We start from the raw sequence: 18,571 nt of genomic DNA, 5'->3' as shown, positions 1-18,571 counted from the left end.
CTTAAGGAGAATTTCAGAGGCCTTCCGCCCGCACAACCCGGGTATTCAACCGGTAGCGGTCAGTGCGGTACACCGAGGAACACCACTCGATGGGCAAGGAATTGGAGCGGGAAAAGCGCACGATGTGGAGCAGCGCGGTACCCGGAGGAACTTCGAGGAGCTCGGCCTGGTGGTCGTCGGCTTCGATCGCGGTGACGATCTGGTCCGCCTCCGTGATGGGCAGGTCGTAGTCCCGTTCCACGATGGCATAGACGGAGTTGTAGACATCGTTTTCCAATAAATTGGGTACGTAGGCGGCGTTGTACCAACCATCATCAATGGAATAAGGCTCGCCGTCGCCCAACCGGAGGCGGCGCAGGTGCGTGTGCAGCAGGCTCGGGCTGACCCCGAAGAAGCTGGCGACGTCGGGCGGGGCGCAGGCCCGCCCGGCCATGAGGATCTTCGATGAGGCAACGACGTTCTGGGATTTCATCTCGGAGCTGAACGAAGCCAAGTGGAGCCTGGACACCAGGGGGCTGGGCGCGACGAAGGTGCCGCGCCCGCGGACGCGACGCAGGCGATTCGACGCGACGAGGTCGCCGATGGCCCGGCGGACAGTAATCCGGGAAACTCCGTAGGCCTCTTCTAGTGCGCGCTCGCCGGGCAGGATGTCGCCGGGGCGCAGCTGTGTGGTGCACATTTCTTCCAAAATCGACCTGAGCTGAGCGTGCTTGGGAATCGGTCCATCGACGATGATTCGGTTCGGGAGCTCGGGCGGAGGTGACTTCCGAGAAGAAGTTGGCATAGTCCTATTCTAGAGGAGTGGTTATGACCAGTGTTCATTTGGGACCCCGGAAACTATGTACATCATATGAATGAGAGTGGGTTTTAGCTCAAAATAAGATGAGAGGGACGCAGACCCGGCGGCTGCCTTCTCCCGATGGCCCCAGCGCGCGGTAGGCTCGGGAGCGTGATTGATCTCAAATTCCTTCGTGAGAATCCCGATGTTGTCCGCGCGTCTCAGGTCACCCGCGGCGAGGATCCCGGGCTGGTCGACGAATTGCTGGCTGCGGACGAAATTCGCCGCGAGGCCATCCAGGCCGCCGATGGCCTTCGCTCCGAGCAGAAGTCCTTTGGCAAGAAGATCGGCCAGGCTGCGCCGGAGGATCGCCCCGCGCTGCTGCAGGGGTCCAACGAGCTGAAGGCCAAGGTAAAGGAAGCTGAGGAGGCTCAGAAGTCGGCCGAGGAGAAGGTCAATGACATTCAAATGCGGCTGTCCAACGTCGTCGCTGGCGCTCCAGCTGGCGGCGAGGATGATTTCGTCGTCCTCGACACCGTCGGCCAGCCCACCACCTTCGATTTCGAGCCTAAGGATCACTTAGAACTGGGCACCAGCCTCGGGCTGATTGATATGGAGCGCGGTACTAAGGTCGGCGGCTCCCGCTTCTATTACCTCACCGGCGACGGCGCCTTCCTGCAGCTGGGCATGATGCTCCTGGCCGCCCAAAAAGCCCGCGCGGCTGGGTTCCAGCTCATGATCCCCCCGGTGCTCGTGCGCCCAGAAATCATGCAGGGAACCGGGTTCCTGGGTGACCACTCGGAGGAGATCTACTACCTCGAGCGCGACGATCTCTACCTCGTCGGCACCTCTGAGGTGGCCCTGGCTGGCTACCACAAGGACGAGATCATCGATCTGAGCAACGGCCCGCTCAAGTACGCCGGTTGGTCCTCGTGCTTCCGCCGGGAGGCCGGTTCTTATGGCAAGGACACCCGCGGCATCATTCGTGTCCACCAGTTCGACAAGGTGGAAATGTTTGTCTACTGCAAGCCCGAGGAAGCGGAAGCACAGCACCAGGCCCTGCTCGCCATGGAGCGGGAGATGCTCGCTGACATGCAGGTTCCCTACCGCGTTATTGACATCGCCGGTGGCGATCTCGGTGCTTCGGCCGCCCGCAAATTCGATACGGAAGGCTGGGTGCCCACCCAGGAGACCTACCGTGAGCTCACCTCTACGTCTAACTGCACGACGTTCCAGGGCCGTCGGTTGCAGACCCGCTTCCGGGATGAAAACGGCAAGGCGCAGGTCGTGGCCACGCTCAATGGAACCCTCGCCACTACTCGGTGGCTCGTCGCCATTCTGGAGAACAATCAGCAGGCTGACGGCTCCGTCGTCGTCCCCGAGGCGTTGCGCCCGTTCGTGGGCAAGGACGTCATCGAACCGAAAAGGTAGTCATGAGCGGAAACAAACGATTTGAACGCCGCAGCGGCTTCTATGTCCCGCGTGGTCTGCCCACCGTGCCGGACCACCCGCAGGAGGCGAAGGAAGCCCCCTATAACCGAGTGATGATTCCCCTGCTGCGCCGCATCATGTCGGCGCAGGGCCTGACCATCACGGTGTTCGGGGCGGAGAACATTCCCACCACCGGGCCTGCTTTGCTGGCTATCAACCACACCGGTTTCTATGACTTCATCTTCGCGGGCATTCCCGCCTTCCTGCGTGGCCACCGGTTGGTTCGGTTCATGTCGAAGCAGGAAGTGTTCAAGGTCCCGGTCATTGGCAAGCTCATGCGCTCGATGGATCACCTCCCGGTTGATCGTGCCGCCGGTGGGACCTCCCGCACCGAGGCAGTTGAGCGGCTCCGCCGTGGTCAGCTCGTGGGTATTTTCCCGGAGGCGACGATTTCGCGGGCCTTTCAGCTCAAGGACTTCAAAAACGGTGCCGTCCGCATTGCCGATGAGGCCGATGCCCCGCTGTTGCCCGTCGTCATCTGGGGTTCGCAGCGCGTGTGGACGAAGGATCTGCCCAAGCACCTCGGCCGGAGCAACACGCCGATCTTCATCCGCGTCGGGGAGCCGGTGGCTACGTCGGGGGATCCGGATGTTGCCACCGAGCGCCTCAAGTCAGTCATGAGTGAGCTGCTGGACGTGGTCCGCGATGACTACACCCGGACCTACGGTCCGTTCCCGTCCGGGGAGCCGTGGATTCCTTCCGATGAGGGTGGCAGCGCACCGACGCTTATCGACGCCGCGCGTCTCGACGCCGAGGAGCGTGCAGCGCGGAAGGAACGCAAGGAAGCCAAAGTCTCGGAGCGGTTGAACAAGCGCGCGGACGCCGCCCTCGGCAACGCCCGCACCTTCAGCGCTCGCCTTAAAAACCTGCTCAGGAAGCGATAACACGATTATGGATCACGCACCCAAACTGGTCGCCAGCGATGTCGATGGAACATTGCTCAACTCCCAGGACCGGGTTACCCCCCGGGTGCGTGATGTCATTGTCCGGGCAGTCAACGCGGGAACCGAAGTCGCCCTCGCCACCGGCCGCCCGCACCGCTGGATTTTCCCGGTGCTGGATCAATTGACGGTGCGCCCGGTGTGTGTGACCTCCAACGGGGCGGTCCTCTATGACTCGGCTACCGACCGGGTGCTGCGCTCTCACGTCCTCGACCCGGAGACCATGGGTCAGGTTCTGGAATCTGCGCAGGAAGCGTTTTTCGACGTCGGCGGGGTCGCCGTCGGGTGTGAGCGGGTCGGCCAATCCGCCTTCGACCCCGAAGAAGAGATGTTTGTTATCTCTCCCGGATTCCTCCAAACCTGGGAGGAGCAGGGCTTCGGCGTGCTGCCCGAACACGAGGTCATCTCCCAGCCGGCTGCGAAGATGATCCTGCGCCACGAAGGTCTCACCGCGCCGGAGATGTTCGAGCGGATTTTCCCCTTCATTGATCCCCTGCTCGCCCACGTCACGTATTCCATGAATGACGGGTTGCTGGAGGTCGCCGCCCCCGGCGTCACCAAGGCCCTCGGGGTATCCACGCTCGCCGAGCTCCACGGAGTCGATCAATCCGAGGTCCTCTGCCTGGGCGATATGCCCAATGACATTGAGATGCTCCAATGGGCCGGACTCGGGGTAGCCATGGGCAATGCCCGCGATTCAGTGAAGGACGCCGCCGACTTTGTCACGGCAACCAACAATGAAGAAGGCCTGGCACAGGTCCTCGAGCGCTGGTTCTGAATCGTGAACGCAACACCGGACAAGCCGTACGTTGTCGCCATTGACCAGGGGACGACATCGACACGCTGTGTCATCGTCAACCAGGCAGGTGACGTCGTCTCCTCCGCTCAGTTCGAGCATGAACAAATCATGCCCCAGCAGGGCTGGGTCGAGCACGACCCGATGGAAATCTGGTCCAATACCCGCCTCGCGGTCTCTGAGGCGATGGTCAGCATCGATACCTCGCCGGAGAACTTCGCCGCCCTCGGCGTGACCAACCAGCGGGAAACCACGGTGGTGTGGGACAAAGCGACGGGGCGGCCGATCTACAACGCCATCGTGTGGCAAGACACCCGCACCGAGAGCATTGCGGGGGATGACCCGCGGCGCTGGCTCGAACGCACGGGCCTGCTGGCCAATTCCTACTCGGCGGGGCCAAAGATCGCCTGGATCCTCGACCATGTCGAGGGCGCGCGCCAACGCGCTGAGGCGGGGGAGTTGCTCGCCGGGACGATGGACACGTGGCTGCTGTGGAACCTCACCGGTGGCGCGCGCGGCGATGAGGGCCAGCCCGCGGTGCACGCCACGGATGTGACCAATGCCTCCCGCACCCTGCTCATGGACTTGCGGACGAGGCAATGGGACCCCGATTTGTGCGCCGCCGTCGGCGTTCCCCTCCGCATGCTCCCCGAGATCCGCCCATCGGTGGGACGTTTCGGCCAGGTCCGCCGCCGCGGCACCCTGCGCGCGGTCCCTATCACCGGCATCCTCGGGGACCAGCAATCCGCCATGTTTGGGCAGGGCTGCTTCACGGAAGGCGATGCGAAAAACACCTACGGCACCGGCCTGTTCCTCCTGCTCAACACCGGCTTGGAGCCGATGATCAGCCAGCACGGCCTGCTGAGCACCGTCCTGTACGAAATCGAGGGTGAGAAGCCGGTCTACGCCTTGGAAGGATCCGTCGCGGTCGGCGGTTCGCTGGTCCAGTGGTTGCGCGATCAGCTGCGCATCATCCGCTCGGCCCAAGAGATCGAAACGCTGGCCGCCCAGGTGGACGACAACGGCGGGGTGGTCATCGTTCCGGCCTTCTCGGGGTTGTTCGCTCCGCGGTGGCGCCCCGACGCCCGCGGGGTCATCGTCGGCCTCACCCGCTTCGCCGACCGCCGCCACATCGCCCGCGCGGCACTCGAAGCCACCGCCCTGCAAACCAAAGAAGTAGTGGAAGCAATGGTGGCGGACTCGGGGCTCTCACTCAATGAGCTGCGGGTCGACGGCGGGATGGTGGCCAACGACCTTCTCATGCAACTGCAGGCCGACATCCTGGGATCGAGCGTCGTGCGGCCGGCCAACATCGAGACGACCGTCATGGGTGCCGCCTACGCTGCGGGCATCGGCGCCGGTTTTTGGAGCTCGCTGGACCACGTCAGGTCGCTGCAAAAACAAGATCGCTCCTGGTCCCCGACGTGGGGGACACAGGAGCGGGAGCAACTGGTGGCCTTGTGGAACAAGGCCGTTGATCGATCCGTCGACTGGGCCTAAGTCAGCTTGACATCGACTGCGCCGGTGGCGGGATCGTAGGTGATGTAACCGCCCTGGAAATCGACCCGGAGGGTGTTGCCGGAGGCGTATTCTTCGCTGGTGGGCAGGCCGAGCGGGCCGAGGTCGAAGCCCTGGCCAGCCCACGTATCGGCGATGACTCCCCAGATGGCCTTGGTGCCCACCTCTTGGTTGTTGAGGATGATGCCGTTGTCGAATACGGCGTAGTCGGTGCTGCCGGTGCCGCCGCCGGCGCCTTGCAGGAGGCCGTCGATAGCCGAGATGCCGGTGGTGGCCCCGGTGTTGCTGATGCCGCCGCGGGAGGCGCCCAGCACCGGGCCGAGTGTGGTGGAAATGCGGTTCCACGTGGTCTCGATGTCGGAGTTGCCCGACAGGGAGATGGCGGTATCGGCGAAAGGCTTGAGGTCTGCGATCTTGAGGCCCTGGATGACCTCGACATCGCCGACCTTGTTCACTCCACCGGGCAGGGAGCCGTTGGCGACAGCCGCGCCGATGGCGATGGCGGCGAGGGTACCCACGATGCCGGAGATGGCAGCGGTGTCACCGTTGATGGCGCTGCTCAACTGGGCAGGCAGGGTCTGCGGGGCGGGACGGTTCGGGTTAGTAACCACGGGATTGCCCGGAACCGTCGGGTTGGTGATGATCGGGTTGGAACCAGTGCTGGCTGTTCCGCCCTTGATCTCCTGGTACTTCTTCTCCGCGATGCTGCGGATGTTGCCCATTTGGGCGTAGCCGTACTGGCCCGGGCAGGCATTGGCCTGCGCATCGCGGTGCGCGAACACGTTGGGCAGGGTCATGGGCCTGCCGGCGGGGTACTTGTTACCGGAGAAGGCTCGCGGGGTGTAGGACTTGCTTCCCATCGGGCTGAAACCGGAGACGGCGGCCTTCCAGCCGATCATCTCGCCCACTGAGTTGATGAGGGCGGTGGACGGCACGGCGGTGTCGTAGTTACCGATCATGGAGATGCCGAAGGTGTTGTGGTTGTATCCACCGACGTGAGCGCCCTGCACGGACTTGTCCAGGCCACCGGCGCGGCCTTCGTAGATCGTGCCGAACTTGTCCACAACGGCGTTGTATCCGAGGTCGCACCAGCCGAGAGTCTTGGCGTGGTACTCGTACATGCCGCGCATCATGCCCGCCGCTTGTGCCTGGGTGTAATTGTTCGATCCGGCGGTGTGGTGGACGGCGACAGCCTGGGTGAAGCTGTCGTAGGACGGGGAGCTGCACCGGACGCTCTCGTTAGCGCCCCAGCCAGCGCGGCTGACGACATTGGGCATGCCGTAAGTCGTCGAGTTGGTCGCGAGGGCGATACCGCCCTCCTCGGCGTTACCGTCGATGAACACCACGCTCAGGTCGTCTTGGCCGGCTACATCAGCGACGGGCTTGATGTCGCCGTAGTTGGTGGGCAGCGGGGCGAGGCCCGGGGCGTTGTTGTTGTCTGTGGCAGCGACCTGAGCAGCAGCGGGAGCGGGTGCAGGTTGAGGAGCCGACTCGGGGGCCGACTCGGGTGCCGGTGCCGGAGCAGCGGCTTCGGCCTGTTCGGCGTTGCCTTCGCCCGGCACGGTGACGTCGACGGTTTGGTCGCCGATGATGTCAACACCCGCGACGGAGACCTGGACCTTGTTGGTCGGCTCGACGTAGATGAGGTCGGTGCCATTGGCGGTGCTGCCGTCTTCGAGGCCGATGGGTTCGGCGCTGTACCAGGGGCTCCAGGAGCCGTCGGCGTTTTCGGCGCGGATGAAGGCGGCGATGTCGCGGTCGCCTTCCCAGGTGACGGCGAACATGGAGAACTGGTCGTCGCGGGCGAATTCCTTGACGGTGCGCGGTCCGGGTTCACCTGATTGGGCGGAGATCGCGGCGTCCTCGACGACCACGTTGGCGCCGGAGGCAAAGGAGTCCGTGGCCGTGGTGGCGTCGATGGGGTTGCCGCCTGCCTCTTGGGTCTTGAGGATCTGGTTGCCGCCGAAGGCGGCGGATACGACCAGTGCGAGGGACAGGACGATAGCCAGCGTCGGATTGACGCTGGCTTGCCGGGACGTGGCGATTCGGCGTCGTTGCTGCACGGTGGGGCTCCCTAGGATTGCTGATACAGGTGTTACATGATGGGTCGCTAGTAAACTCTAGTACATAGTAGGGGCAATTGGTACCAATGTGACTGGAGTGTCGCCGCACGGCGACCTGGACGGTGTCGCATTGCGCGGGGCAGGCGGGCGTCGATTAGCCTGACTTCCATGACGGAAACCTATGACCTCATCGTTGTTGGCTCGGGCCTGTTCGGCCTCACCGTGGCCGAAAGGGCGGCGACTCAGCTGGGCAAGCGCGTGCTCATCGTCGAGCGCCGCGAGCACCTCGGTGGCAACGCCTACTCGGAGGCCGAGCCGGACACCGGCATTGAGATCCACAAGTACGGCGCGCACCTGTTCCATACCTCTAATAAGAAGGTGTGGGACTACGTCAACCAGTTCACGGAATTTACGGGCTACCAGCACCGCGTGTTCGCCATGCACGACGGCACCGCCTACCAATTCCCCATGGGCCTGGGTCTGATTAACCAGTTCTTCGACCGTTACTACTCGCCCGATGAGGCGCGGGAGCTGATCAAGGAGCAGGCCGCCGAGATCGATTCTGCCGATGCCACCAACCTGGAGGAGAAGGCGATCTCGCTCATCGGCCGCCCCCTCTACGAGGCGTTCATCCGTGATTACACCGCCAAGCAGTGGCAGACCGATCCCAAGAACCTCCCGGCCGCGAACATCACGCGCCTGCCGGTGCGCTACACCTTTAATAACCGCTACTTCAATGACACCTACGAGGGTCTGCCCGTCGATGGCTACGCGGCCTGGCTGCAGCGGATGGCGGATCATGAGCTCATCGATGTCGTGTTGGACACCGACTGGTTCACCGTCCGGGAAGAGCTGCGCGCGGCCTCGCCGGAGGCGCCGGTTATCTACACCGGTCCGCTCGATCGCTACTTCGATTACTCCGCTGGCGAGCTTGGCTGGCGCACCCTCGATTTCCAGACCGAGGTCCTGGAGACGGGCGATTTCCAGGGCACCCCGGTGATGAACTACAACGATGCCGAGGTTCCCTACACCCGCATCCACGAGTTCCGTCACTTCCATCCCGAGCGTGAGGGGGTGTACCCCAAGGACAAGACCGTCATCATGAAGGAGTACTCCCGCTTCGCCGAGGAAGGCGACGAGCCGTACTACCCCATCAACACTCCCGACGACCGGGAGAAGCTCCTGGCCTACCGCGAGCTCGCCGCTGCCGAGGCCCGGGATCAGCGGGTGCTCTTCGGCGGTCGCCTGGGCACGTATCAGTACTTGGACATGCACATGGCCATTGCGTCGGCCCTGACGATGTTCGAGAACAAGCTGGTGCCATTCTTTGATGAGGGCGTGGCTCTTGAGCAGGAGCGCGGGCACTAAAAACTGCCTGTCGCGACTTGTCGCAGCCCCCGGGGTGCACTAAAGTTAACAACAGGTTAACAACATAGAAACAGCACTCCCCGGGAGGCGTGACACACCATGGGCACCACCAACGATCGCTATGCCATCGTCCGCGAAGACATGCACCGCCGCTACGGGCAGTACTTCTACGCCGGCACCATCGATGACCTCGTCGACCGCACCATCGCGGAGGCCGAAGCCCGCGCCAAGATCGACACTTTCCTGCCCGTCATCGTCGAGCGCGAAGTCTCCGAGGAGTTGGAAACCCGCGCCGAAGCCGCTGGTCGTAGCGGCACCGCCCGCCCCGAGGTCCTCTTCGTGTGCGAGCGCAACGCTGGCCGCTCCCAGCTTGCCTCCGCCATCATGAACCAGGCAGTCGGCGATCGTGTCTTCGTCCGCTCCGTTGGCCTCAATCCCACCGGCGGCATTGACCCGCAGGTCATCGAGGTGCTCGAGGAGCGCGGCATCCCCAATGCCCACCTGTACCAGAAGGAAATCGTGCCCCGCACGGTTCACCGCTCCAGCGTCATTGTCCTCATGGGTGTCGATGAACTCCCCGGCATTCCCGGTGACCGCATCGAGCACTGGGACATCGCTGACCCCGCTGGCAAGTCCCTCGACGAGGTCCGCGCCATCGCCGATGACATTGAATCCCACGTGCGGGAACTGGTCGTTGAGCTGGGAAAGTCCAACGTCAACGCTGGGTAACTAGCTAATCGACGTCCGCGGTGCTCACCCTCCTCAGTCACCTCACCGGTCCCACCGCGATGGCCCTGCTGGCCATCGCCATCGCGGCCGTCTGCATCCTGCGCACCCGCCAGCTGTGGTGGGTGGCCGCTCCGGTGGCTGTGCTCATCGCGAATCTGTTGAGCCACGTGCTCAAAGCGGTCATCGGGCGGGAGCGCCCTCCGGTCGCCGGCCGCCTCATTGAGGAAACCAACTTCGCCTTCCCCTCCGGCCACGCCACCGGCGCCGCCGCCTTAGCCATGATGCTCACCCTGTGGTGGTGGCCGTGTCACCGCTTCGCCACGGCCCTGGTGTGGTTCGGCGTCCTTGCCATCTGCTGGACCCGGCTTTACCTGGGGGTTCATTGGGTGACGGATCTTCTCGGCGGAGTGATCCTCGGCAGCGCGGTTTCTGTCGCCACCTGGCGATTGTTTCGGCCTAGAATCACACCATGACAACGTGGATCAATCCCTACCTCCAGTTCCTCGGCACTGCCCGTGAGGCGATGACCTTCTACCACTCCATCTTCGGTGGCAAGCTCGACATCGCTACGGGCGCCGACTTTGGCGTCCCGGACGATGATGAGCGCATCATGCACGCCCACCTGGAAACCGCCGACGGCTGGACCTTCATGGCCTCCGACTGCGATGACACGGATGGCGAAGGTGACGGCAACCCCTCCCGCAGCCTGTGCATCGGATCTGACCAGCCCACGCCTGCTGCCCTGGAATGGTTCGAGGCGCTCGCCGAGGGCGGTGAAGTCCACATGCCCCTGGAAAAGCAGGTGTGGGGCTCCCTCTACGGCCAAGTGCGTGACCGCTTCGGCGTGCTGTGGATGTTCAACCTCGTCGCCGAATAGCCGGGATTTCGGGTCCGACACGCCCGTAAGTTAACAAAAGATGAACCGCTGTGACCTGCGGTGATGGCTTCCTGTATGGAGAAAGCGCTGGAAAGTGCTTGTAGTGCTCGCCTAACCTGACGTAAAGTGAACGAAAGGTTAACAAATGGGGTGGAGGAATTAACCTTCCGCCCCCGCACACGAAAGCGAGCACTCGCCATGAACAACACCTCTTTTGCCCCCGTCCGCCGCGACCTCTACGCCCGTTTCGGACACGCCTGCGACGTCCGCGTTATTGACTCCATCCTCGACGAGATCATCGCCCGCCACGTCTCCACCGCGAAGGTGACGGACTTCTTGCCCGTCCTCGTCGCTCGCGAGGCCGCCGAGCAGATCGAGGACCACGCCTGGACCCACGGGGATGTCGGAACACCGCGGAAGAAAATTCTCTTCGTTAGCCGCAGCACCGCCTCCGTCGCCGTCCTGGCCGCCGGCCTTGCCCGCAGCCTCAGCGGCAACGGCGTTCTCGCTTCCGTCGCCGCCACCCACCCGGAAAACCGCGACGACAACCTCATTGAGTGGGTCATCTCCGAACGCGGCCTTGCAGGCGCCGCAGTGAGCGCCCACGACCGCACCCTCGACGCCCCCGACCTGGTCGTCTACCTCGGAATGGACGAGGACGCTGATCTGCCGGGCCGCCGCTACGTCCACTGGGACGTCGCCACCACCGACGGCATGGACCTCACCACAGCCCGCCAGCTGGCCTCCGAGCTCGAAGCCGCCGTTGGTCGCCTCCTCGAGGACCTCGACATCCGTCCCCTCGCCCACGACGCGGAGCCCCTGGCGGCTTAACCGCAATACAGGTGCAAGAATTCTCTAGAATGCGTGTGCCCTCCTGACGTTTTACCAGGTCGCGAGCGATGGGCTGACGCATTCTAGAGAATCTGTGTACCCCTAGAACCCGCGCGAGCCGCCCCCGCCGGAGAACCCGGAGCTGGAGTAGCCGGTCGTTGCCGAAGACGAAGACGTGGCGGCAGTGTGCGCCTGGACGTCCTGGTGGTGCCACGAGCTGGTGATGAGGAAAGGCACGTAGCCCTGGAAGCCATACCCCGGCCGCCACGAAGACTCCCACAGGGCCGGAGCGTGATGTTCGTCGGAGGCCTCGACGTCGGAAGCGTCGTAGAGGCGCTGAGTAGCTGCCTCGACGAGGACGCGATGCCTGGTCAGCAGGTCGGCGAAGCGGTCCATGAAGTTCGGCGCCTCCAGGTCCTCGCGCAGCGCAAGGACATCTCGGCCAAGTTCCTCGAGCTGGGGAACCAGATCGGACTCGGGTTCGGCGGCGAGCGCCTCGAGGATGTCCTCGTGGAGGGTGCTCAACTCTTGGCGGCGGACGGAAGCGTCGCCGTGCTCCATACTGGCCAGTGTGTCGATGTTCTCTTCGGCCATTGTCAGGCGGGTGAGCTTCTCGTGGGCGCTGGAGATCTGTGCTGCGTGGGAGCGGAACTGCTTGTCATCGGAGGAGGCGCGGAGATCGCCGAGGGAGTCCATGTCGGAGTGTACGGCGAGGAATCCGTCGCGGACTTCTGCCCACTGGCGCCTCAGGGCATCGTTGGCCAGGGGTGAGGTCAGTGAGTTGGCGCGGACGTCGATGGCGGGGAGCTCTTGGGCTACCCGGCCGTAGTCGCGTTGCAGGTCATCGAATTGGGAGCGGGCGGTCGCGGCTTTCTCCCTGCGGGTGCGGGCGACCAGGGCGCCGCCGAGGCCGAGGGCGGCGACGCCGCCGACGCCGGTGAGCCCGGCAGCGAGGTAGAGGCCCGTGTTGTCGCCCGAGCCGCCACCGTCGTTGGTGCGGGTGGCTGTTGGATCACCCGCCGCGATCGCACCTTGCAGCAGGCCGGCGGCCCAGTTGCCATCCTTGAGCGGGGGTTCCATGCGGTCGAGGATGCCGTCGAGGCGGCCGGAATCGTAGAGGCCAATCGCGGCGCATACGTCATCGCCGCAGTACACGCCCATCTTCTTTGGATCCAGGCCCACGGCGACGATGAGGTGGCCCGGCGCCCACTTGGCTCCGTCGGCGGACATGAGGTCGGGGCGTTCTTGCTTGGCGTAGTCCAAGACGGTGTCATTGAGCAGCTCGTCGTTGGTGGCGAAGAGCAGGTAGTCCACCGCGGTGACCTCGGCGGGGAGGGTGATGTCGGCGGTTTGGGTGGTGAGCAGGTCCACATCGCCGGGGGAGAGTTCGCCGGCCAGGTCGATGATGTCGACCTGTGCGGACGTCGAGGTGGACTGGGCGGTGGCGGGCGGGGCGGCGTCGATAAGCAGGGGAGAAGTAGCCACGATAAAGCCCAAGGCCACGAGGACGAGCAGGATTCGGCTTCTCATGAACGCGATGGTACGCAGGTACGGTGCGTGTGTGACGCGAAAAGTTGGTCCCGCGCACTACCCTTAGTCGGGAGATGAATAGTCGAAAGGCAGAGTTGACGGACGTGAACCAGACCGGAACCCAGAACGTGCGCGAGATGTTGCAGCGAATTTTGCTGCCCAAGCGTGGCGAGCCACATGATGTGCGCAGCCTCTACCTGCTCGAGGCGGAGCAAAACAAGGATCGCCTGACCTGGTCCGATCGGGTGACCGTCACGGTCCCGGCCGGTGCAGAGGCTTCTTTTGAGACCTATTTCAACGCTTTCCCCGCGAGCTATTGGCGCCGCTGGTCGCAGCTGGATCATGTGCTGCTGCGGATGAAGGTGGCCGGTACCGCGAGCGTGGATGTGTATCGCTCGAAGATTGATGGCACTCGGGTGTCCGTCGATGGCCAGTTGGTTGTTGATGATGTCGTGGAGTTTTCCATCCCGCTGTCCCATTTTGAGGATGGTGGCTGGCTGTGGTTCGACGTGACGGCGGAGACGGATACGACGATCACTGAGGCCGGCTGGTACGCCGACCAGGAGCCGGGCCCGCAGACGATGCCGGATGGCACGCAGGTTGGCCCCTTTGAGAAGCGCGCCACCGTCGGTATCCCGACGTTTAACCGTCCGGCCGATGCGGTTGCCGCCTTGCAGGCGTTGGCGGAGGATCCGCTTGTCGACGCCGCGATTGATGCCGTCATCATGCCCGATCAGGGTAATCAGCATCCGGCGGATTTCCCCGGCTACGACGAGGCTGTCGCCCACTTCGGTGAGCGTTTCCACGAGTTCCGCCAGGGCAACCTCGGCGGCTCGGGTGGCTACTCGCGCATCATGTTTGAGGCACTGGGTGATGGCGCGGCTGGTGCGGCGCAATCCCCGTTCATTTTGTACATGGATGATGACATCGCCATCGAGCCGGAGTCGATCCTCCGCGCGATCCAGGTCGGCCGTTACGCGGCCAGCCCGATCATCATCGGCGGTCAGATGCTCAACCTGCAGGAACGTAGCCAGCTGCGCACCATGGGTGAGATCGTCGGCGGCACCGACTTCATGTGGGGCAAGGCCCCGCACTCGGTGGAGGATCACGATTTCGCCACCTACCCGCTCAACTACCTCGGGGATCCGCGTGACGCGAAGGATCCGGACGCGATTAACTCCCGCGACCTGCACCGCCGCATCGATGTGGATTACAACGGCTGGTGGATGTGCATGTTCCCCCGCGTCGTCGCGGAGGCGAACGGCCAGCCCCTGCCCTTGTTTATCAAGTGGGACGACACGGAGTATTCGCTGCGCGCCGCCAAGAAGGGATTCCCGACGGTGACGTGGCCGGGCGTGGCCATCTGGCACATGGCCTGGACCGATAAGGACGATGCGATTGACTGGCAGGCGTACTTCCACCTGCGCAACCGCCTCATCGTCGCGGCACTGAACTTTGATGGCCCCATCGAGGGCATCATCACGAGCCTGCGCAAGTCCACCTTCAAGCACCTGATGTGCATGGAGTACTCCACGCTCGCGATCCAGTTGGAGTCCATGCGTGACTTCCTCGCGGGCCCGGACCAGCTCTTCGACATCCTTGAGACCTCGTTGCCGCGCATCGCCGAAATCCGCAAGAACTACCCGGATGCCGTCGTCATTTCCTCCTCCTCTGAGCTGCCGCCGTCCTCGGGCGCGCCGGGCGTGCCGATGAAGGATGTGGGCGGGCGCCTGAACAAGGTGCGCAAGCTGAACTGGCTGATCAAGGGCCTCAAGCATTCACTGAGCCAGGAGGATCCGCGCCACCACGAGGTGCCGCAGGCCAACCTCTCCCCGGATCAGGCACGCTGGTTCACGCTCTCGCGTCTCGACGGCGCGACGGTCACCACCGCCGGCAACAACGGCGTCGCCTACCGCAAGCGGGATCGCGCCCTGGCGAAGGAGCTGCTCAAGGAGACCTGGGAGCTGCAGTCGGAGATCGAAGACCGCTTCGATGACCTGCGCGAGCAGTACCGGGCCGCCGAGCCACGCCTGGTCAGCCGCGAATCCTGGGGGGAGATTTTCCGGTGAAATCCGAGGTAGATCTGCTCGTTGACCTCCAGGAGGTCCTCGTCGACCGACCCGGCGTCGTGCCAGGTGCCCGCACCCTGTCGCACTTTGGCGAGCACGCGCTGGGGTGGATGGCTGTCGCCGCACTCGGTGCGGCGGTGGATAAACGGCGGCGTCGACAATGGGTGGGCGTGGGCGTGTCCGCCTTCGCCTCGCATGCGGCATCGGTGGTGATCAAGCGGGTCGTGCGGCGTAAGCGCCCCCATGATCCACGCATTCGCGTGGGCGTGGGTACTCCGTCGCGGCTGTCGTTTCCTTCGTCACACGCCACGTCGACTGCCGCGGCGCTGACCTCGCTGTCCAGCCTTAGTGGTTCGGCGATGCCGCTGGCGGGAATTCCGGTGATGATGGTCTCGCGTATGGTCCTGGGGGTGCATTACCCGACTGACACGCTCGCGGGCGCCCTGCTGGGCGTGGCCACGAGCCGCGCAGTCACCACGATGGAGAGGAAGATAGCGTGACCGAGGAAAAGACGGGGATCTTTCAATCCGAGCCCCATACCGAGGGCATTGACAACACGCGCAAGCGCCAGCCGCCGAAGAACTTGCCCGATGCAATGATCAAGGCGCTGCGGCCGAAGCAGTGGGTCAAGAACGTCCTCGTCGTCGCGGCCCCCGCCGCGGCCGGTGCGGAAGCGCTTCTCGACGGTCGCACGCTCGTCGACGTCATCCTCGCCTTCGTCGTCTTCTGCCTCGCCGCCTCATCGATCTACCTGGTCAATGATGCTCGTGATGTCGATGCCGACCGCGAGCACCCGACCAAGAAGTACCGCCCGATCGCCTCCGGCATGCTGCCGATCAACCTGGCGTATGCCATGGCGGTTGTGCTCATCATCGCCGCCATTGGCCTGTCCTTCCTGGCTTCGTCTGGCTGGGGCCTGGCGGTCGTCGTGGCCGTCTACATTGGCCTGCAGTTGGGCTATTGCTTCGGCTGGAAGCACCTGCCGGTCATTGATATCGCGCTGGTGTCCTCCGGGTTCATGCTGCGCGCCATGGCCGGTGGCGTGGCCGCGGGCATCGAGCTGTCCCAGTGGTTCCTGCTGGTAGCCGCCTTCGGTTCGCTGTTCATGGCCTCGGGCAAGCGCTACTCTGAGCTGCTGCTGGCCGAGCGCACTGGCAAGAAGATCCGCAAATCCCTCCAGGGGTACACCCCGACCTACCTGCGCTTTGTGTGGACGCTGGCCGCCACGGCCGTCGTCATGAGCTACGCCCTGTGGGGTTTCCAGCTGTCCAACGCCGTCGAGGGTGCCGCCGCCGTGTGGTACCAGGTGTCCATGGTTCCGTTCACTATCGCGATCCTGCGCTACGCCGCCGACGTTGACCGCGGTGCCGGTGGCGCTCCGGATGAGATGGCGTTGTCGGACCGCGTCTTGCAGGCCCTGGCCCTGTTGTGGGTGGTGTGCATTGTCCTCGCGGTGTACTTGGTGCCTGCGTTCTAAGCCAGTTTCACCCTGGTAACATCTGCCACCATGACCACAGCTGTTCGGGAGGGTTCCCGCCGATCACCGAGCTCACTCATCGGCCGCGGAACCATCACCGGATGGTCGGCCCTCGCGGGAGTGCTCGTCTTGGGGGTCCTCGCCTTCATCGGCGGGTGGACCCGGCGCTGGATGAGCGATGACGGACTCATCGTCCTGCGCACCGTGCGCAACCTTCTGGCTGGAAACGGCCCCGTGTTCAACGCAGGCGAGCGCGTCGAAGCGAATACCTCGACCCTGTGGCAGTACCTCATCTATCTGGTCGCCCTGGTCTCTGATGCCCGCCTCGAGATGATCGCCATGTGGCTGGCGCTCATCTTCACCACCGCGGCCCTGGCCATCGGCGCGTGGGGGACCTCGCGCCTGTATCGCCGCCACCGCGCTGTCCTCCTCGTCCCAGTCGGCGGGCTGATCTATCTGGCGGTTCCCCCCGCGCGCGACTTCGCCACCTCCGGCCTCGAATGGGGCCTGAGCCTGTTCTGGATCGCCGTCCTGTGGTGGCTGTTGGTGTCCTGGGCAACGCCCACGGTGGCCTCCGGCCGCCACCACGTCGCGTCCCGCGTCGACGGCATTGTCTACTGGCTGGCTTTCTGGTGCGGGCTGTCCTGGCTCGTCCGCCCCGAGCTTGCGCTCTATGGCGGGCTCGTCGGCTTGCTCATCCTTATCGGCACGCCCAGCTGGAAGGGGCGCGCGCTCATCATGGCCGCCGCCCTGCCCGTCCCGCTCGGCTACCAGATTTTCCGCATGGGCTATTACGGGCTCATCACCCCACATACTGCCGTTGCCAAGTCCGCCAGCGACGCGCAGTGGGCCAACGGTTGGGCTTATGCCAGCGATCTTTCCGAGCCGTATCACCTGTGGATTGCGCTCGTCGTGGCCTTGCTCATGGCGGCGATCGTTCTGTGGCGCTTATCGACGTCCCCCGTACCCGATCCCGCAGGCCGCCGCGGGGTCGTGCGCGTGGCGCGCACTCCCGGTGCGGCCACCGCGTTGATTCTGCTCGCTGCCGCCCTGCACACGACGTACGTGTTGCGCGTCGGCGGCGACTTCATGCATGGCCGGATGCTCCTGCTGCCCTTGTTCGCGGCACTGCTCCCTGTGCTCGTCGTGCCGTTGCTTGACCTCGCGCGCCCCTCGTGGGTCTTCGATACTGCGCTCGTTGTTTCATTCGTGGGCTTGTCGTGGTGGGCGTGGAGTGTCGTCGCTGACGGACACACCCTCAACTGGGAGGAAGAATACGCCGACGATCTCGGTATCGTCGACGAGCGTGACTTCTGGACGTTTGCTAACAATCGTGAGCAGGGTGACCCGCCGTTGCTCGCGAGTGATTTCACAGATAACAAGGGCTTGCGCGACTTCGCCCCGATCATGGAGCAGGCAGAGGCGGAGGATGCGGCGCTCATGTCGCAATACCTCACCGGCGATCCGGCGTACTTCTCGTGGATGACCAACCCGCGCCAAGACCCCGCGGCGAACGCCCTCGACGGATCTGGTCTGGGCAATCTGCGCCCGACGTTGTACCACACCAATTTGGGCATGACCAGTATGAATGCCCCCCTCGACTTCCGAGTACTAGACACCGTTGGCCTCACCACACCGCTGGCGGCCCGCCTGCCGCGCGATGAGGACGGCCGCGTTGGCCACGACAAGTGGCTGCCTTTCAGCTGGCAGGCCGCCGATACCGATGCCGACATCGACCTGCTCTACGGCTGGTACCCACGCGAGGAGACCCGGGTGGCGCGGGAGGCTCTTCAGACGCCGGAGATTTCCGAGCTCTTGGCCACCTCCCGCGAGCCCATGAGCTGGAGCCGCTTCCTCGCCAACATCCGCTACTCGCTCACGGAGGGCCGCACGCTGCAAATCGCCTTCGATCCAGAGGAAGCGATCAAGGAACTGGGACCCCCTGATTCGGGCAGGCCCATCGCCTGGCCGACAGAAGTTTCCTTAGATACTCCCAGGTAGTAGCAATTTAGTCACGAACTGATAACAATCGGATGAGTAAATCATCACGGCGTGGTCTAAGCTATGTCCGAGCGAAGTATGCGCGTGCGTCCTAGAACGGTT

General features: G+C 64.1%; 16 protein-coding genes. 13 read left to right on the top strand and 3 right to left on the bottom strand.

Annotated elements, in window-relative coordinates:
* Positions 1-13: 13 nt before the first annotated feature.
* On the bottom strand, positions 14-784 hold the full coding sequence (locus tag CTEST_RS12310) for a GntR family transcriptional regulator (protein WP_047253985.1): 771 nt from the start codon (positions 782-784) through the stop codon (positions 14-16).
* Between the two features lie 165 nt (positions 785-949).
* On the opposite strand from CTEST_RS12310, the gene serS reads away from it, so the two are divergent.
* The 4 genes from serS to glpK are packed head-to-tail and all read left to right on the top strand — an operon-like array spanning position 950 to position 5,506.
* Positions 950-2,209, top strand: a complete 1,260-nt coding sequence (gene serS, locus CTEST_RS12305) for a serine--tRNA ligase (protein ID WP_047253984.1) — start codon at positions 950-952, stop codon at positions 2,207-2,209.
* A gap of 2 nt (positions 2,210-2,211) precedes the next feature.
* The gene (locus CTEST_RS12300) at positions 2,212-3,153 is read left to right on the top strand and encodes a lysophospholipid acyltransferase family protein (RefSeq protein ID WP_047253983.1); all 942 of its coding nucleotides are present in this window, start codon (positions 2,212-2,214) and stop codon (positions 3,151-3,153) included.
* A 7-nt stretch (positions 3,154-3,160) separates the two neighbouring features.
* Positions 3,161-3,988 carry an HAD family hydrolase gene (locus tag CTEST_RS12295; protein WP_047253982.1) on the top strand — a complete coding sequence of 276 codons (828 nt, stop codon included), beginning with the start codon at positions 3,161-3,163 and terminating at the stop codon, positions 3,986-3,988.
* Positions 3,989-3,991: 3 nt separating this feature from the next.
* Positions 3,992-5,506, top strand: a complete 1,515-nt coding sequence (gene glpK, locus CTEST_RS12290) for a glycerol kinase GlpK (protein WP_047253981.1) — start codon at positions 3,992-3,994, stop codon at positions 5,504-5,506.
* Here glpK and CTEST_RS12285 read toward each other — a convergent pair.
* Positions 5,503-7,587 carry an N-acetylmuramoyl-L-alanine amidase gene (locus CTEST_RS12285; RefSeq protein WP_047253980.1) on the bottom strand — a complete coding sequence of 695 codons (2,085 nt, stop codon included), beginning with the start codon at positions 7,585-7,587 and terminating at the stop codon, positions 5,503-5,505. The genes glpK and CTEST_RS12285 overlap by 4 nt on opposite strands.
* A 168-nt stretch (positions 7,588-7,755) precedes the next feature.
* Between CTEST_RS12285 and glf the strand changes: the two genes are divergently transcribed.
* From glf to CTEST_RS12260, 5 genes are all read left to right on the top strand, one after another.
* Positions 7,756-8,955, top strand: a complete 1,200-nt coding sequence (gene glf / locus CTEST_RS12280) for a UDP-galactopyranose mutase (protein WP_047253979.1) — start codon at positions 7,756-7,758, stop codon at positions 8,953-8,955.
* Between the two features lie 99 nt (positions 8,956-9,054).
* Positions 9,055-9,684, top strand: coding sequence for an arsenate-mycothiol transferase ArsC (locus CTEST_RS12275; RefSeq protein ID WP_047253978.1), 630 nt, complete (start codon positions 9,055-9,057; stop codon positions 9,682-9,684).
* A gap of 20 nt (positions 9,685-9,704) precedes the next feature.
* A complete protein-coding gene (locus CTEST_RS12270) occupies positions 9,705-10,157 on the top strand; it encodes a phosphatase PAP2 family protein (RefSeq protein WP_047253977.1) in 453 nt (150 codons plus the stop codon).
* The gene (locus CTEST_RS12265; RefSeq protein WP_047253976.1) at positions 10,154-10,561 is read left to right on the top strand and encodes a VOC family protein; all 408 of its coding nucleotides are present in this window, start codon (positions 10,154-10,156) and stop codon (positions 10,559-10,561) included. Before CTEST_RS12270 ends, CTEST_RS12265 begins: the two co-directional genes overlap by 4 nt.
* Positions 10,562-10,759: 198 nt before the next feature.
* Positions 10,760-11,392, top strand: a complete 633-nt coding sequence (locus tag CTEST_RS12260) for a three-helix bundle dimerization domain-containing protein (RefSeq protein ID WP_144413287.1) — start codon at positions 10,760-10,762, stop codon at positions 11,390-11,392.
* Positions 11,393-11,494: 102 nt separating this feature from the next.
* Here the strand turns inward: CTEST_RS12260 and CTEST_RS12255 are convergent, their stop codons facing one another.
* Complete coding sequence (locus tag CTEST_RS12255) at positions 11,495-12,922, bottom strand: DUF5129 domain-containing protein (protein ID WP_047253975.1); 1,428 nt, start codon at positions 12,920-12,922, stop codon at positions 11,495-11,497.
* A 74-nt stretch (positions 12,923-12,996) separates the two neighbouring features.
* Between CTEST_RS12255 and CTEST_RS12250 the strand changes: the two genes are divergently transcribed.
* Genes CTEST_RS12250 through zomB form a run of 4 tightly spaced genes read left to right on the top strand, consistent with a single transcriptional unit; the run spans position 12,997 to position 18,469 of the window.
* Complete coding sequence (locus CTEST_RS12250) at positions 12,997-14,991, top strand: glycosyltransferase (RefSeq protein WP_047253974.1); 1,995 nt, start codon at positions 12,997-12,999, stop codon at positions 14,989-14,991.
* Positions 14,988-15,491 carry a phosphatase PAP2 family protein gene (locus CTEST_RS12245; RefSeq protein ID WP_201774812.1) on the top strand — a complete coding sequence of 168 codons (504 nt, stop codon included), beginning with the start codon at positions 14,988-14,990 and terminating at the stop codon, positions 15,489-15,491. The genes CTEST_RS12250 and CTEST_RS12245 overlap by 4 nt, the downstream gene beginning before the upstream one ends.
* Complete coding sequence (locus CTEST_RS12240) at positions 15,488-16,468, top strand: decaprenyl-phosphate phosphoribosyltransferase (protein ID WP_047253972.1); 981 nt, start codon at positions 15,488-15,490, stop codon at positions 16,466-16,468. Before CTEST_RS12245 ends, CTEST_RS12240 begins: the two co-directional genes overlap by 4 nt.
* Positions 16,469-16,498: 30 nt before the next feature.
* Complete coding sequence (gene zomB / locus CTEST_RS12235; protein WP_083985615.1) at positions 16,499-18,469, top strand: flagellar motor control protein ZomB; 1,971 nt, start codon at positions 16,499-16,501, stop codon at positions 18,467-18,469.
* The last annotated feature ends 102 nt before the right edge of the window (positions 18,470-18,571 follow it).

Origin of the sequence: Corynebacterium testudinoris (assembly GCF_001021045.1) — a bacterium.
Classification (GTDB): domain Bacteria; phylum Actinomycetota; class Actinomycetes; order Mycobacteriales; family Mycobacteriaceae; genus Corynebacterium; species Corynebacterium testudinoris.
Note: the sequence above shows the minus strand (reverse complement) of the source record. Positions and strands in the feature narration are given on the sequence as shown.